Origin of the sequence: Pseudomonas sp. Z1-29 (assembly GCF_051131995.1) — a bacterium.
Taxonomy (GTDB): domain Bacteria; phylum Pseudomonadota; class Gammaproteobacteria; order Pseudomonadales; family Pseudomonadaceae; genus Aquipseudomonas.
The window spans coordinates 2,325,433-2,340,382 of the sequence record NZ_CP071645.1 but is presented as its reverse complement, the minus strand read 5'-3'; the positions used below and the strand labels follow the sequence as shown (position 1 = coordinate 2,340,382).

18 protein-coding genes are annotated in these 14,950 nt (G+C 60.4%); 4 read left to right on the top strand and 14 right to left on the bottom strand.

Translation table 11 applies throughout. The features are described 5' to 3' along the window. Positions 1-579 precede the first annotated feature (579 nt). Positions 580-909 carry a hypothetical protein gene (locus J3P84_RS10880; RefSeq protein WP_305500244.1) on the top strand — a complete coding sequence of 110 codons (330 nt, stop codon included), beginning with the start codon at positions 580-582 and terminating at the stop codon, positions 907-909. Positions 910-965: 56 nt separating this feature from the next. Here J3P84_RS10880 and glsB read toward each other — a convergent pair whose 3' ends face one another. After that, entirely contained in the window at positions 966-1,874 is a 909-nt protein-coding gene (gene glsB, locus J3P84_RS10875) for a glutaminase B (protein WP_434573347.1), read from the bottom strand. 173 nt (positions 1,875-2,047) lie between these two features. Here glsB and J3P84_RS10870 point away from each other — a divergent pair, with 173 nt between their 5' ends. Further along, positions 2,048-2,242: a hypothetical protein gene (locus J3P84_RS10870; RefSeq protein WP_434573346.1), complete on the top strand. Its 195-nt coding sequence runs from the start codon at positions 2,048-2,050 to the stop codon at positions 2,240-2,242. A 6-nt stretch (positions 2,243-2,248) separates the two neighbouring features. Here the strand turns inward: J3P84_RS10870 and J3P84_RS10865 are convergent, their stop codons facing one another. The 12 genes from J3P84_RS10865 to J3P84_RS10810 all read right to left on the bottom strand — a co-directional run bounded on the left by J3P84_RS10865 (position 2,249) and on the right by J3P84_RS10810 (position 12,045). Beyond that, entirely contained in the window at positions 2,249-3,268 is a 1,020-nt protein-coding gene (locus J3P84_RS10865) for a hypothetical protein (protein WP_434630099.1), read from the bottom strand. Between the two features lie 194 nt (positions 3,269-3,462). Then, a complete protein-coding gene (locus J3P84_RS10860) occupies positions 3,463-4,869 on the bottom strand; it encodes a saccharopine dehydrogenase C-terminal domain-containing protein (RefSeq protein ID WP_434630097.1) in 1,407 nt (468 codons plus the stop codon). Between the two features lie 101 nt (positions 4,870-4,970). Next, positions 4,971-5,780, bottom strand: a complete 810-nt coding sequence (locus J3P84_RS10855) for a DUF3618 domain-containing protein (RefSeq protein ID WP_434630095.1) — start codon at positions 5,778-5,780, stop codon at positions 4,971-4,973. Beyond that, complete coding sequence (locus J3P84_RS10850) at positions 5,777-6,208, bottom strand: phage holin family protein (RefSeq protein WP_434573341.1); 432 nt, start codon at positions 6,206-6,208, stop codon at positions 5,777-5,779. The genes J3P84_RS10855 and J3P84_RS10850 overlap by 4 nt, the downstream gene beginning before the upstream one ends. After that, positions 6,208-6,873, bottom strand: a complete 666-nt coding sequence (locus tag J3P84_RS10845) for a hypothetical protein (RefSeq protein ID WP_434630093.1) — start codon at positions 6,871-6,873, stop codon at positions 6,208-6,210. The genes J3P84_RS10850 and J3P84_RS10845 overlap by 1 nt, the downstream gene beginning before the upstream one ends. Before the next feature lie 351 nt (positions 6,874-7,224). Then, on the bottom strand, positions 7,225-7,725 hold the full coding sequence (locus J3P84_RS10840; protein ID WP_434601204.1) for a ferritin-like domain-containing protein: 501 nt from the start codon (positions 7,723-7,725) through the stop codon (positions 7,225-7,227). A 126-nt stretch (positions 7,726-7,851) separates the two neighbouring features. Then, on the bottom strand, positions 7,852-8,781 hold the full coding sequence (locus J3P84_RS10835; protein ID WP_434630091.1) for a ZIP family metal transporter: 930 nt from the start codon (positions 8,779-8,781) through the stop codon (positions 7,852-7,854). Between the two features lie 107 nt (positions 8,782-8,888). Beyond that, positions 8,889-9,770 (bottom strand): manganese catalase family protein, encoded by an 882-nt coding sequence (locus tag J3P84_RS10830; protein WP_434557679.1) that lies wholly within the window; start codon positions 9,768-9,770, stop codon positions 8,889-8,891. Positions 9,771-10,030: 260 nt separating this feature from the next. Beyond that, positions 10,031-10,408, bottom strand: a complete 378-nt coding sequence (locus tag J3P84_RS10825; protein WP_039589227.1) for a general stress protein — start codon at positions 10,406-10,408, stop codon at positions 10,031-10,033. A gap of 510 nt (positions 10,409-10,918) precedes the next feature. Further along, complete coding sequence (locus tag J3P84_RS10820) at positions 10,919-11,167, bottom strand: metallothionein (RefSeq protein WP_305500228.1); 249 nt, start codon at positions 11,165-11,167, stop codon at positions 10,919-10,921. A gap of 26 nt (positions 11,168-11,193) precedes the next feature. Further along, entirely contained in the window at positions 11,194-11,463 is a 270-nt protein-coding gene (locus tag J3P84_RS10815; RefSeq protein ID WP_434573334.1) for a hypothetical protein, read from the bottom strand. A gap of 72 nt (positions 11,464-11,535) precedes the next feature. Further along, complete coding sequence (locus tag J3P84_RS10810; RefSeq protein WP_305500226.1) at positions 11,536-12,045, bottom strand: ferritin-like domain-containing protein; 510 nt, start codon at positions 12,043-12,045, stop codon at positions 11,536-11,538. Between the two features lie 180 nt (positions 12,046-12,225). Here J3P84_RS10810 and J3P84_RS10805 point away from each other — a divergent pair, with 180 nt between their 5' ends. Beyond that, positions 12,226-13,053, top strand: a complete 828-nt coding sequence (locus tag J3P84_RS10805) for an NAD-dependent protein deacetylase (RefSeq protein ID WP_434630088.1) — start codon at positions 12,226-12,228, stop codon at positions 13,051-13,053. A gap of 111 nt (positions 13,054-13,164) precedes the next feature. Here the strand turns inward: J3P84_RS10805 and J3P84_RS10800 are convergent, their stop codons facing one another. Beyond that, positions 13,165-14,067, bottom strand: a complete 903-nt coding sequence (locus J3P84_RS10800) for a LysR substrate-binding domain-containing protein (protein WP_434630086.1) — start codon at positions 14,065-14,067, stop codon at positions 13,165-13,167. Between the two features lie 167 nt (positions 14,068-14,234). Between J3P84_RS10800 and J3P84_RS10795 the strand changes: the two genes are divergently transcribed. Continuing rightward, a complete protein-coding gene (locus tag J3P84_RS10795; protein WP_434573329.1) occupies positions 14,235-14,933 on the top strand; it encodes a CoA transferase subunit A in 699 nt (232 codons plus the stop codon). Positions 14,934-14,950 lie beyond the last annotated feature (17 nt).

Genomic DNA, 14,950 nt, shown 5'->3' with positions numbered 1-14,950 from the left:
GCCGCTTCGCGACCCAGCGGGGATAAATTCCCTCGCCACAAAGAACCCCCTCATCCTAAAGATGCATGATTCCTTTTCGCTGGTTTTTCATACCCAAACCATTTTGTCCGACAATATGTAGTGACTAAAAATAATCACTACAAAACCGTTGACGCCTCCGATTTGCCCTTGCATGATGCAGACGTCTCCCCGATCGGGAGTACGGTAAATGTTTGAGCAAGCTCGTCTGACCGCCGAGCTGTTTTTTTCGATAAGGGACTGCCCACAAGGCAGATTGAAGGTGCTGACCTGGCAAGACCGTTCGGTAACAAGGACGAGAAACGCTGGCGATCAATCCTCATGACGCATGGGCTCGACTGTCGAAAGTCGACACTGACCTGAAGATTCTTCGCTGTTTCTCATCGTTGTAGCGCATTTGCGTAGCAGCCCTTCGATAACACTACACAACCGATGCACGACCCCGTCGGATTCGACGGACGAGCGCTGACGACCTGCTTTCGGTAGCAGGCAGGCAATTACCGAACAGCGAAGTTTTGCGAACCACCAGACAGATCAACCAAATGGTCAAGGGGCTTACACATGAATCTGAATAATCAACCATCTATTGATGAACTGGCTCGCATGTTCGCAGCACACAAGGACACCCTGGATAGCCATATCCTGTGGATCAGCAAGACTGGCCAGGTCCATATGGACTGCCTCTCGCCTTTCACCCAGGAAGAAGAATTCGAGAAAAGCCAGGAAGACCTGTGTGCCCGGCTGAAGATGTACCGTCGCGGCCAGGGCTACGTCGGCAAGAAAGCCGCCGCTGACAAGGATTTCATGGGCCGCGTGCTGCAAACGCTGACCCAGGCCTGGCAGTCGGTGCAGAACTCTGCCGAGGTCCGGGTCATCGACCGCCTCTGCTGACATTCCACAAATACAAAGGGCCCGCTCCTGCGTCAGGAGCGGGCCTTTTTTGGCTTCTAGAAAACCGACCAGCCGATCCGTTGGCTGAGCAGTTCCAGCGCGGCCATGCCAGCCAGGGAGTTGCCGGCGGTATTGAGTTCCGGCGACCAGACGCAGACGCTGAACTGCCCGGGCACCACCGCCACAATCCCGCCGCCCACGCCGCTCTTGCCAGGCAGGCCAACGCGATAGGCGAAGTTGCCGGCCTCATCGTACAAGCCGCTGGTGGCCATGATGGAGTTGACTTGCTGGGTCTGGCGAGCGCTAAGGATCTGCTCACCGCTGTGCTTGCAAAAACCATCGTTGGCCAGGAAGCAGAACGCGCGGGCCAGGTCGATGCAGTTCATTCGCAGCGCGCAATGGCTAAAATAGCTGCGCAATACCGCTTCCACGTCGTTATGGAAATTGCCGAAGGACTGCATCAGATAAGCCATCGCCGCGTTGCGCGCGCGGTGCTGGTATTCCGACTCGGCAACCTTGCCGTCTACCATCACCTGGGGATTGCCCGACAACCGTCGGACGAAATCGCGCATCGACAACGCCGGAGCGGCGAAGCGTGACTGGTTGATATCGCAAATCACCAAGGCACCGGCGTTGATGAACGGATTACGCGGCCGGCCGCGCTCGAATTCCAGTTGCACCAGGGAATTGAAGGGCTGGCCAGAGGGCTCATGGCCCAAGCGCTCCCAGATGGCTTCGCCGGAATGCTCGATGGCCTGCACCAGGCTGAAAACCTTGGAAATACTCTGCACCGAGAACGGCGTCTCGGCATCGCCCGCGCAATAGATCTCGCCATCGTTGCTGTACACGGCAATGCCGAGTTGATTGGCCGCCACGGTGCCGAGGGCAGGAATATAGTCGGCCACCTTGCCCTGACCAATCAGGGGGCGAACCGCATCGAGGATCTCGTTCAACAGTGCTTGCATGTGCGCAGGGGTCCGGTCATTCCCCGTTCGAGTGCGGGGATACAGACGCTAGACGCTGGTGGGTGGGGTCAGAGCACACTGAGTTGCCCGAAAAAAACCGTGGCCAGGAGCGTGGGCGCTTGTCGTGAAATCCTGCGGTCTATAGTCAAGGATCAACCCGCAGGAGGTAACCGATGCGCCAGATCATGCAAAAGGAACCCTGGTGGGCCGCGCCGCCCCGGCCTGGGCAGGATGAAAGTGAATTGGAATGGGGCTGGCTGGTGGTCTACAGCGAAGGCGAGCCGCGTTTCGAGTTCATCAAGGAGCGCCCCACGGACGAACAGATCCGTCAGCGCAAAGGCTGCCGGGTCACGCTCGGGTCCGAGTGACCGCGCTCATGGTTCGATGACAGGCAGGAACACCGGTCGGTTGCTCAGGTCTGCCGCCACCAGGCTATCGTCGATTTGCCCGGCCAGGTAGTAGACCGCCGCCATGACGCCGCTGAGGGGATGCCTGAGCGACTTGAACCACGCTTCGTCGAACGCCGCACTCAGGCTTTTACGGATCTGCGCTTCCATTTCCGGCCGTTCGCCCTCATGGATGATCGCCCGGATGCCCGCCACGCCTACCGAAATCAGCGCCCCTGCCGCCTTCCCGGCGACGGCCGCCGCCGCACCGGTCGCTCCTCGCGTGGCGAACTGCGCCTCGATTTTTTCACTGGTACGTTGCGCCACCGTGGCAATCACGGCGTCCGACGGACCGGAACCGGTGTCGGCGGCTTTGTCGACATGATCGATCAGCGCCGCATAGGCCGGCAGTGTATTGAGCGGTTCGGTGTGGACCATTTCGTACAACGTTGCGTTGCGCGTCGCTGGCGGTCCCAGGTTGACGGCCGTAATCGCGTGCAGACGTCGATTCATCAGTTCGGTCGGGATTCGGTGCCGTTGCGCAATGACCTGGACCTGTTGGTTGAGCAGGCGCAGGTAATACCCCGTCGCGTTGGCCCGGATCGCCTCGGGATCGATTTCCACCGCCACCGGCTCCAGCACTTGCTCGCGATATTGTTCCTGCAGGTAACCCGCCAGGCGCCTGGACGACGAGTCCGCATCGCCCTTGGCGCTTGCCGAATACCAACTGACCTTCACGGCCAGCCACTCCTGGGTCCAGTAGCTACTGAACCAGGGGATGAATGCAGCCTCGGTGCGCTCGTAGACCAGCACTCGCCAATGTTCCATCGATCCGCGCGCATAGAGTTCGGCTTGCTCGGAGGCGCTTTTCGACGCGGCGATGATCTGCCGGTCCGCCTGCCGCCAGGTGTCCGGCGCAATCATCACCGGGGCGACCTGTTGGCCGCGCTGCGACGTGGCGCACCCCGCCAGAACGAGCATCACGGCCAGCATCAGCGAACGCCGCACGATTGCGCCACCTTGGATTTTTCTCAACCATGGACTGAGTGTAGGCCGTCAGACAAGTCAATGTGGGAGCGAGCTTGCTCGCGATGGCGGCGTATCAGTCGATGTCAACTTTGCTGACACACCGCTATCGCGAGCAAGTTCGCTCCCACAGGGTCTGCCACAAGCTCCCTCGCCACGAGTCGCGGTCGTGTCAGTTAAAACCGGGTGAAATGTTCGAATTGCCAGCTATCCGCAGCGCCCTCCTCGGACTGTTTATGCGAAGTGCCACTCGGCGTCCAGTCGGTGCGCTGCCCCACCAGAGTGCCGAGGTAGGGCCTGGCGATTTCCAGCACCCGCTCATGGTCCAGCTGTTCCGGCTCGACGATGCCGCGATCCGGATGCTCAACCGCCCAGACGATGCCAGACAGCACGCCTGCCGCCACTTGCAGAGTGGTAGCGCTGTTGAAAGGCACCAGCGCGCGAGCTTCGTCAATGCTCAGCACCGAGCCAAACCAGTAGGCATTCAGCTCATGCCCCATGAACAACACCCCCAGCGCATCTGCCCCGCCGCTGTCGATTTCGCCGTTGAGGATGCGCTGCCGGGCTTGGGTTTGCCAGCCGCGACCAATCAGCTCGTGGACCGAGAGCAAGGCGTCGTTGCAGGGGTGGTAGGCGTAATGCAGGGTCGGGCGATAGATCAGTCGACGCTGGTCCTTCACGGTAAGCAGGTCGGCTGTGGAAGCGGTTTCATGATGGGTGATCATCAGCCCCAGGCATGGCCCGCCCAACGGCGTCCAGGTCTTGACCAGCACGCTGGCGCTCTGGCGTGCCAGGTAGATCGCATTGCGACTGCCGAAGCGATGGCGCCGGGCAGACGCTGGCCAGGTTCGCTCATGGCTGCCCCATGCCAGCTCCGCCGGTTGGCTGCCTTCACTGATGAAGCCCTCCACTGACCAGGTGTTGACGAACTCGTCGTCCTCCTTGGGTTGCCGGGAACGCTGGGTATCACGCTCGGCAAAATGAATCACCTTGATCCCCAATTCCATGCATAACCTGGCCCAATCGACACCGGCGCGGCGCTGAGGTATCGGATGCTCCAACTGCACCGCCAGCTCCACCAGGCCGGCCTTCAGCAAGTGAGTGATCAAGCCCGGATTGGCCCCGTGAGCGACCACCGCCGTCGGCCCTCCGGCCAATTTCTTGCGCAGGCTCAGGACCTGATAACGCAGCGCGTAATTGGTGCGATGGGAAAAATCCAGGTGCGGATCGTCATATCCGCCGGCCCACGGTTCGACACAGGTATCCAGGTACAGGGCGCCCTTGGCGCAGGCATATTCGATAATGGCCAGAGAGCTGACTTCCACCGAAAGGTTGACGATGAAGTCACCGGGTTTGACCCAGCGATCCAGCGTCTGCGCGAAGGTTTGCTCGGTCAATGCCTTGCGGACAAAACGGATCCCCCGATCCTTGAACCAGAGGTTCTGGTCGATCACCGGCGCGATCACGGTGATTTGCCTGACCTCGATATGGTCCTGCCCCAGTACCAATGGCAACGTGGCCCGGGCGATGGAGCCGAAGCCGATGAAGACCAGGTGGCCGCTGAACGGAACCTGATGGTTCATGTGCCGCCTCCTTGACGGTTTACCGCGCCTGGAAATAACCAAGGCTGCCGTGAATCCCGACAGATACGGCGCGGGTCTCCCCGCGCCGTATCATTGCCCGTTTACGAGGTACCCAGGCCGCCAGACAGATCCGCGCCGGAATGCGCATGCCCGGTGGCCGGCGCAGCGCTTGGCTCGTCACGGTGCTCGGTGGTCTTGCTCACCGTATCGCGGACCGTTTCGTAGCCGTCGCGGGCCTTTTGCTTGGCCTTGTCGGCCAAGCCGGCGCTGGTTTTGCCCATTACCCGCTGTTCGGTCGACGTGCTGGGTAGGGCTGCTCCGAGCATGGCGCCCAAGGCGATACCCGCTGCCGCCATCATCAGCGGTTGCTCCTTGAGCAGGCGGCTGAACTGATCGCCCAGATCCTGGGAACCGTGGGCCAGACGGTCGCCTGTCTGCGTGGCGCTATGCCGTGCATTACGGGCGCTCGCCCCCAGGCCATCAGCCAGATGCGACGCCTTGTCCTTGAGCTGATGAAACCCTTCGCGCAAGGAGTTGGTGGTGTCATGCAGATGACCGCGGGCGCTGTCCAGGCCACCGGACAGCCCCTCGCTCCAGCCATTGGTGTCCTGGTCGGGGCCAACGCGATAACCGACCCGGGGCGGGTGGTTCTGGCCGAGCATCAGCCAGCACAAGCCGACCGTGGTCAGCACGGTTGGCACCGGATTGTTGCGCACCGTCGTGCCCAGGTTGCCGAAAAATTCGGCGCCATTGCCTTTCACCATGCCTAAGGCCTGATCAAGCATCTGCCCCGGCGTGAACTTGCTGCCCAAGGCATCGACGATGTGGCTGATATGGGCGCGCTGTTCGTCGATCTCGCGCTCGATGGTCTCCGGGCTCTTCTCCGCTTCAGTCTTCAATTCATCCTTCATGAGGCTTTCCTCCGCAGGGCTTCCTGGTCTTTGTGCATGGCATCGAGCGTTCGGTCAGGCTTGAAATGGGAAGGCTCGAATTGCTTCTTGCCGGACTGGACCATGACAAAACCGATGATCATCACCACCACGCCGACAATCAGCGCGGCCAGCCACGGCGCCATCATCGTGCTCAGGCCATACACCACTGCCATCAGGAGGATGATGAAGCCGGCCATCAGCACCATGGCGCCCCCGGCCACTGCGGCGATACCTGCCTTCAGGGTGTTGAGGCTCGCCTGGAATTCAGCCTTGGCCAGCGCCAGCTCCTTGGTAAAGAGCGAGGGGACTTCGTGGGTCAGTTGCCGCAGCAAGCCCATGACCGAGGCATCGTTTTCGGGCGTCGAGGCGCCGGCGGAACGCTGGATATCCGGGTCTGGTCGATTCATCACAATTCTCCTCTGGTATTGGCCGAACCCGGCAGCGAGCCGGTGGCGGAATCACTGGGATGGTCCTGAACGCTGGGTGAAGTCGGGGTTACGCCGGTGGCGAGGCCGCTGCTGGTCCCCGCCCCCGGACCGATAGGATCAGGCACGGGGTCAAAGGGCTGCGCGTCGAAGGGCTGGGCGCCGAAACCTTCGGCGGCTGGATCCGACTCCGTGGAGGCAGGGCTTTGCACTTCGGTGGTGATCGGCGAGGTGCCAGCCTTGAGGAAACGCGACAGCCCAAACCCCACCGCAATACTGCCGGCGAGGAACAGGCCGGGGTTATCCCGCGCCAGGCGAGAGCCATCGTGCAGCAGCTCTTCAGCGCTCTTGTTGCGCAGTTTGCTGGCCAGGCCACTCATGCTGTCGGCCATGTCCGCCAGATAATGCGACAACCCAAGGGTGTCGTTGGCTTCAAGCTCGGACATCGCGGACTTCGCGCCACGCGCCAGTGCATCGATCTGGTCCGCCGCGGTATCGCGGTACTGGCCGAAATGCGCATCGGCCTTTTCGCGGGCGCTGCCGATGGCTTCGTTAACGTCCTCCTTGATGTGGTTCAGGGATTCTTCAGGTCGTCCCTGGTTTGCGTTACCGCTTTGTCGCTCGGTGTTGTTGTCCGGGATAGTCATGTCTGTCCATCGCCTCCGTGATGAAAAACTCAACATCAGGCAAGCGCCGAAACGTTGCCTGGATAAGTGCCTCTCAGAACAAGTGACGGGACGCGCGGGAGCGTAGTTCCAACGAGTTTTATTGTCAGACGCTGTGCGGTCGTTGGGGGCGTTCGGCTGGGTTTCGCTTAAAAAAAATCGGGCATTGGGTGAACACCAATGCCCGATTCAACACTGCACCCGTGGCGAGGGAGCTTGCTCCCGATGGGTTGCGCAGCAGCCCTGAAAATTCCAGCGTCACCAAAATCCTGGGACTGCTGCGCAGTCCAGCGGGAGCAAGCTCCCTCGCCACAAGAACTCGTCAATTCAACCTCAGGTTTCCATCGTCGCCGCCTGGTTCCCGCCCTGCTCGGCGATTTTCGAAAGTTTCTCGTCGGTGGCTTTTTCTTCCTTGAGCGTCGCCAGCAACAAACCGACCACTTCGTCGCCCAGGTTCAAGTGCTTGGCCATGGCGATCAGCGTGCCGTAGCTGGCGATTTCGTAGTGCTCGATCTTCTGCTGGGCACCGATCAGCCCTGCATCGAGCACTGCGCCTTTTTCGATTTCTTCGATCAGCTCCTTGGACTCTTCCACCAGCCCTTCCATGGCAATGCATTTCATGCGCTTGAGCTTGATACCCGCCACTTCGACAAGGGTGTCGATGCGTTCGATCTGGCCTTGGGTTTCTTCAAGGTGATCGTTGAAGGCTTGCGCCAGCAAGGGGTTGGTGGTGGCTCGGGCCATGCGGGGCAAGGCACGAGTGATCTGCTTTTCGGCGCTGTAGACATCGGACAGTTCGTGAATGAACAGGTCCGTCACGGTTTTTCTGGCCATCTCGGCATCCTCCTTCGGGTTGAAGTGGTGAAGCGCCGCTTCACCTGTCATCAACACTGACCCGGAGCAAAATGCGGATGTTCAAGAAAATCCGTGCACGCCTGGACAGAGGGTTTCGGGTGCGCTTTAACCCAGCGCGGTATCGAGGAACATCATCACCGCAAAGCCCATCATCAGGCCCAGGGTCGCGGGTGTCTCGTGGCCGTTGCGATGGGTTTCCGGAATGACTTCATGGGAAACCACGAAGATCATCGCCCCCGCCGCCAGCCCGAGGCTGATGGGGTAAGCCACGGCCACGCCCGAGGACATGCCCAGGCCGATCACCGCGCCCAGCGGTTCCATCAATCCCGAGCCGACCGCGATAAGTGCGGCCCGCAGGGTGCTGATCCCGGTCACACGCAGCGCCATGGCAATGGCCAGGCCTTCGGGGATGTCCTGGATCGCGATGGCGGTGGTCAGGGGCAGACCGACCTTGAGATCGCCATTGGCAAAGCTGACGCCGATGGCCATGCCCTCCGGCAGGTTGTGCAGGGTGATCGCGAGGACGAACAACCACACCCGGTTGATGCGCTTGGCCTCGGGACCGCGGCGCCCACTCAGCTCATGTTCGTGGGGCACGAAGCGGTCGAGCCCGACCATCAGCGCGACGCCCAGCGCCAGGCCGATAACGACCACCAAGGCAGCAAGCAACTGGTTGCCGCAAATGATCTGCGCAGCCTCGATCCCCGGTAATATCAGCGAAAACGAGCTGGCCGCGAGCATCATCCCGGCAGCGAAACCGAGCATGATGTCCTGGGTGCGCGACGAGATATCGCGTAGCACCACCGCCATCATCGCCCCCAGCGCGGTAGCGGCAAAACCGGATAACCCACCCAACGCCGCATAGCCGAGGTGTTGACGATCGGCCCCCACCAGGGCGTTGTAGCCGCTATACAGCAGCAGTACGGCGACCAGTGCCAATCCCAGCCAGAAGCTCACGCCCAGCAGCAGGTTGTTTTGCACAGGATCAAGCCAGGTACGCCAGGGCGATCGGATCCGGGAGGTGGGCTGGTCCATCAAAGGTCCTTGTTGATTTGGCCGTGCAATACCCGACCGCCGAGCGCATTGGCAGAACGATCGGGCGGAATTTTCGGGCGGGGGGGCAAGGCCCCCTCGCCAACTTCTTACAGTTTGTCACCTTGCATCCCCGAACCCAAGTCGGCGCCCGTGGTGGGATTGCTTTCAGGATTGGACATCGTCCGCGCCTTCATGTCCATCAACAGTGCCTCGTCCTTTTCACTCAACTGCACGCTGGCCAGGCCATCGCCGCCGTCGACCGCTGGCGTCGGATTCTCGACGTACTCCCAATCGTCGCCCTGGTTCCATGGACCGCGCACGGTAGGTTCACCCTGGGACATGTTGAAGTACACGTTGGTGAACTCCGGCATGCCTGGCAGTTTACCTTGCGGGAAGTTGGGCTGGATGGAATGCAGGGCTTTTTCGAACGACAGCTGGTGGGCGATTTCCCGGGTCATCAAGAAGCCCAGGGCTTCTTTCACACCAGGATCGTCAGTGACGTTCATCAGCCGCTCGTAAACGATTTTAGCCCGGGCCTCGGCGGCGATATTCGAACGCATGTCCGCCGTCGGTTCGCCGATCGTATCGATGTAGGCGGCGGTCCATGGCACACCGGCCGAGTTGGTCAACGGCGAGCCGGCGCCATACAGCACACTGGTGATGTGCGAGTCATTGCCGGCCCCGTTGATTTCCCGGTACAGCTGGCCCTCCTGCTCGACGCCTTCAGCCATCTTGCCCTTGGCACCCTTGTTCAGCATGACGATGATCGAACCGATCACCTCCAGATGGCTGAGCTCTTCGGTGGCAATGTCCATCAGCAGGTCTTTGCGGCCCGGATCATCTTCGGACAAGGCCTGGGTGAAATAGCGCGACGCCGCCGCCAACTCGCCCTGGGCGCCGCCAAACTGTTCAAGCAACAGATTGGCCAGTCCTGGATTGGGCTCAGCGACACGCACGGTATATTGCAGTCGTTTGTTATGTACGAACATGGTAGAACTCCTCGATCAGGACACTCATGAGAACACTGCCGACGGCAGGCCCATGAAAGTCAGAAGAAGTTAAACGGATAAGATTTGTTTTTTATTCAAGGCAGAAGACGAATGGTAGTTTCAATCAACAGAAACTCATCCACGTCTTAATATAAGTGAACAAACGGAGCCGGGCATGACATGACCGACGCTATTTAAATCGATAGTGGCCGGAACAGACCCCATGCCAACGGCATGGGGCCTGCAGAGACCACGGGACATTACGATTTACGACCGCCACCGTGGCTGTTTTCACCGCCTTTCTTACCGGCTTCGGAAGCTTTTTCCCGGTCGTTGGCAAAGTTGCCACCCGACGCCTGGCCACCTTTGCGGCCCGCTTCAGAAGCCCGTTCAGGGTCATTGGCAAAATTGCCACCCGAGGCTTGACCACCTTTGCGGCCGGCCTCTGCGGCACGTTCCGGATCGTTGGCAAAATTGCCACCCGACATATGGCCACCCTTACGGCCGGCCTCGGCTGCGCGTTCCGGATCGTTGGCGAAGTTGCCACCCGATGCCTGGCCGCCTTTCTTGCCGGCTTCCGATGCTTTCTCACGATCGTTAGCGAAATTGCCAGGGTTGTTATTGCCTGTATTTGCCATTTCATTCACCTCGTTAGTTGCTATTTGCGAACCCCGTTGGCTCGTACTTATTCGGAAAACCTGAACCGCTCAAGGTTTGAAGAAAGTGCTTCAAACGGCGACGAACGGTCATCGTCTTATTTATATACCGCTGCGCTTGGCATGTATTGAAATCGGCTATCGCACAAGCGGCGATCAATTAACAACAGCAAATACCAAACAATGTAGGAGCGAGCCTGCTCGCGAAAGCGGTAGAAAGTTCAACATTCATATCGAATGATAAATAGCATTCGCGAGCAGGCTCGCTCCCACAGGGACCTACTCCAAACCTCAAAAACAGTGCGTGTCTTTCCACGCTGTCCGCCAAGGGCCGGATGGCGCCAGCACCCCATTGCACCGGTCTCGTCACCCAGGCCGCGCGCCGTTCCAGGAAGCCAAAACTCGCGAGCTGCCGGTGTTGTCTTGCACCACCGCACTGACCGGCTTGCGGTGTCCGGGCACCCTGTCGCCGATGCCCGGATAAAGCGATGTTCAGGGTGAAATCGGATCGCTGGCCGGGAACGTTTCCTCCAGCGCTTCATCCAGTTGGTTATTGGTAATGTCCCGCTCGCCGACCTTGCCACTTTGTTCACAATGACAATCCGCCGCCGGACATGGCTCGCCATTCGGGTGTTGTTCCGCGCAGGCCTGGCTGCAATAGGCCTCGCCGTCATGATTGAACACCCGTTCGGGATCTACCTCGCAATGGCAGCCGGGGCAGCCACACTGCAGTTCGCTCATGTTTGTCCTCCAGGGGTCCGCTGTCGTCAGGATCCCACCAGTAATTGAACTTCAAGGTTGGCCGCCGCGACGCCGTGCTTCGCTACATACACTTCGTCGGTCCAGCCTTTGGTCAGGTTGCGATAAGTCTGCGTGCCAAGGGCCGCTCCGCTGTTCCATTCAATGACATCGCCAATGTCGACATCATTGGCGGGGCCTAGCTCGAGCACCGTATGGCCGTCTTCTTCCGCCACATAGACGCCCACCCTGGCACTCTGTCGATTGATGGCTCTAACCTCACCGGTGGTCTGCTTCATACCTGTCCTCTTTGCGGTTGATGGCAGGTTTGGCGCGGCCGAACCGTGCCGGGCCGCGCCTCGCATTGCACCTCAGCGCTTGGCTTCGGTATGCGGATTGGCCGAACGCTCAAGGAACGCCTGGGTGATTTCCGGCAGATGATCGCGCAGCCATTCAGCCATGGCGATTTCCTGCGGCAGAATCTGCTCGCAGGCCTTTTGCGTTTCCACATCGCCGGCCACTTTCGCCGCTTCGATCAGCACCGTGTACGAAGCAATTTCCAGGTTCTCGAAGACGTAGCCACTCATGGCGCCCTTGACCACTTCGTCGCTCATCGCCATGCCACCCATGGCTTGACCGAACGCCATCAGCTTGCCGGCCATGTCCTTGAGCATCGACGGGCTACCGCCCAGGCGCTGGATGCATTGTTCCACCAGCTTCTGCTGGCCGAGCGTCTCTTCGATGTGCTGTTCGATCCGCGCCTTGAGCACGGGGTAGTGCTCCAGCCGCTCGGCCTGGGCCTTGAGCATTTTCTCCGCTTGCTGTTCCATGGCATGAGCGTCGTTGAGCCAATCCAGCAGGTTCTCTTTAGGGGTTGCCATTTACCTTCTCCTTAATCAGTGTTCATCGACGCACCGCAGTGCGAGAGCGCTGAAATACCGCACATAAGGTGGATGTCGCGCGCGCCGGGAAAGTTTGAACAATCACCTTCGGCGGGCGACGAAAGGCGCTTGGCGAAGCCGATGCTACCCTCAAGGAATCCAGGCCAGCGGAGTACACCCATGCCCGACGATCTTCACCGTGACCCCGTCGAACAATTGCACGAATACCTGACCGGACGGCGCTACCTGGTGCTGACCGGAGCGGGCATCAGCACGCCGTCCGGCATACCCGATTACCGGGACAGCGACGGCGTGCGACGGGGCAGGCAACCGATGATGTACCAGGAGTTCCTCGCCAGGCCCGAAGCGCGGCGGCGCTACTGGGCGCGAGCGATGCTGGGCTGGCCACGCTTGCGCCAGGCACGGCCGAACCAGGCCCATGAGGCCTTGGCGGCGTTGCAGGGCCAGGCGCGCATCAGCGGCTTGATCACCCAGAATGTCGACGCCTTGCATGACCGGGCCGGGAGCCGCGATGTCATCGAGTTGCACGGCAGCCTGCATCGGGTGCTATGCCTGGACTGCGGCCAGCCGAGCGAGCGGCAGCAGATCCAGTTGTTGATGGAGGACCAGAACCCGTACCTGGCCGGTGTCGATGCGGTGCAAGCGCCCGACGGCGATACCTTGCTGGACCCGGCCTTCGAGGCCCGCTTTCAAATCCCCCGTTGCCCGCATTGCGATGGCGAACGCTTGAAACCCGACGTGGTGTTCTTTGGTGAAAACGTCGCCGCCGCTACCGCGACTCGCGCCACCGAGGCAGTCGGGCAAGCGGATGGATTGCTGGTGGTGGGTTCATCGCTGATGGCGTATTCGGCCTTTCGCCTGTGCCGGGCGATCAAGGATCAGGGCAAGCCGCTGCTGGCGATCAACCGAGGCAAGACCCGCGCCGATGAGCTGTTGGATCTGAAGGTTGAAGTGGCTTGCGAAGCCTTGTTGCCATTGCTGATCTAACACCGCCATCCACTGTGGGAGCGAGCTTGCTCGCGATAGCGTTGGATCAGTTGCATCAATGTTGGCAGACACACCGCTATCGCGAGCAAGCTCGCTCCCACAGGGATTGGGTTATGCCGAAGGTAACTGCGCGCCCATATCCTGATCCCTGAGCGTATCGAACATCGCCTGGGCCGCCGCCGACAATTCATGACCCGGCTTGGTCAGCACGCCGATGGCCCGCTCTATTACCGGATCGCTGAGGATGATGCAGCGGGCGCCCAGCTCGTGCATCTGGCCGACACACAGGGCCGGTACGGCGCTCACGCCCAGGCCGCTGGCAACCATCCGTCCGACTGTCGCCAACTGATGACTTTCAAACTCGACCGGCAATTTCATACCGCGAGCCTGCAGATGCTCTTCGAGCATCACCCGTACCGTCGAGGGTCGTTGCAAGGTGATGAACGGCTGCTCCAGCAGCATTTGCCAACGGATCTCGCCGAGCTTGGCCAGCGGCGAATCCAGCGGCACCACCGCGACGAAGCGATCCAGGTACAACGGCGTGAACGCCAGCGATGAACTTTGCATCGGCTCGAACGCAACGCCCAGTTCCACGTGACGATCGCGGACCATTTCCAGCACCTGCTCGTTGATCACGTCGTTGACCGTGACGTTGACATTCGGGAACCGGGCGCGGAAGGTCTTGAGGATCGGCGGCAGCAGGTTGCCGGCAAACGAGGGCATCGCCGCCAGCGTCACGCGGCCGCGCTGCAAGGTGAAGCGCTGGCGCATTTCATCCTCGGCGTTTTCCCAGTCGGCCACCAGGCGGCGTGCCAATGGCAGCAGCGATTCACCTTCGGGCGTCAACGCCACGTTACGGGTGTTACGACTGAACAGGCGACCGCCGAGTCCTTCTTCCAGGGCCTTGATCGTCAGGCTCAGGGCCGATTGGGACAGATGCAGCCGCTCGCCGGCGACGGCGAAGCTCAGGCTCTGGGCCACGGCGAGGAAGGCGCGGATTTGCTTGAGGGTCATGGTCGCTGCGCTCCCAGCGGCAAGCAGTGAGTTTCAAGCTGCAAGTGAAGGGCAGCAACTATTGAGTTTTATCAATCAATCCCACGTAAAAATCAACTTAACAAATATATGACTTGGCGCAACACTGCATTTCATTGCGACCCCACTCAAGAATAAAAGAGGTGTCTATGGCAGGTTTCGACAAACGCGTGAGCTCCTATGAGGAAGCGCTTGAGGGCTTGAAGGACGGCATGACTGTCATTGCCGGCGGCTTCGGCCTGTGCGGTATCCCGGAAAACCTGATCGCCGAGATCAAGCGCAAGGGCACCCGCGATCTCACCGTGGTTTCCAACAACTGCGGCGTCGACGGTTTCGGCCTCGGCGTGCTGCTGGAGGACCGGCAGATCCGCAAGGTAGTCGCCTCCTACGTGGGGGAAAACGCCCTGTTCGAGCAGCAACTTTTGAGTGGCGAAATCGAAGTCGTGCTCACCCCTCAAGGCACCCTTGCGGAAAAAATGCGTGCGGGTGGCGCTGGCATCCCGGCCTTCTTCACCGCCACCGGCGTCGGCACGCCAGTGGCCGAAGGCAAGGAAGTGCGTGAGTTCCATGGCCGCCAGTACCTGATGGAAGAGTCCATCACCGGTGACTTTGCCATCGTCAAAGGCTGGAAGGCAGACCATTTCGGTAATGTGGTCTATCGCCATACCGCGCAGAACTTCAATCCGCTGGCCGCCACGGCGGGCAAGATCACCGTGGTCGAAGTCGAGGAAATCGTCGAGCCCGGCGAGTTGGACCCGGCGCACATCCATACGCCCGGCATCTACGTCGACCGGGTCATTTGCGGCACGTTCGAAAAGCGCATCGAACAGCGCACCGTGCGTAAGTGATCCCCTGCCCCCGGCCC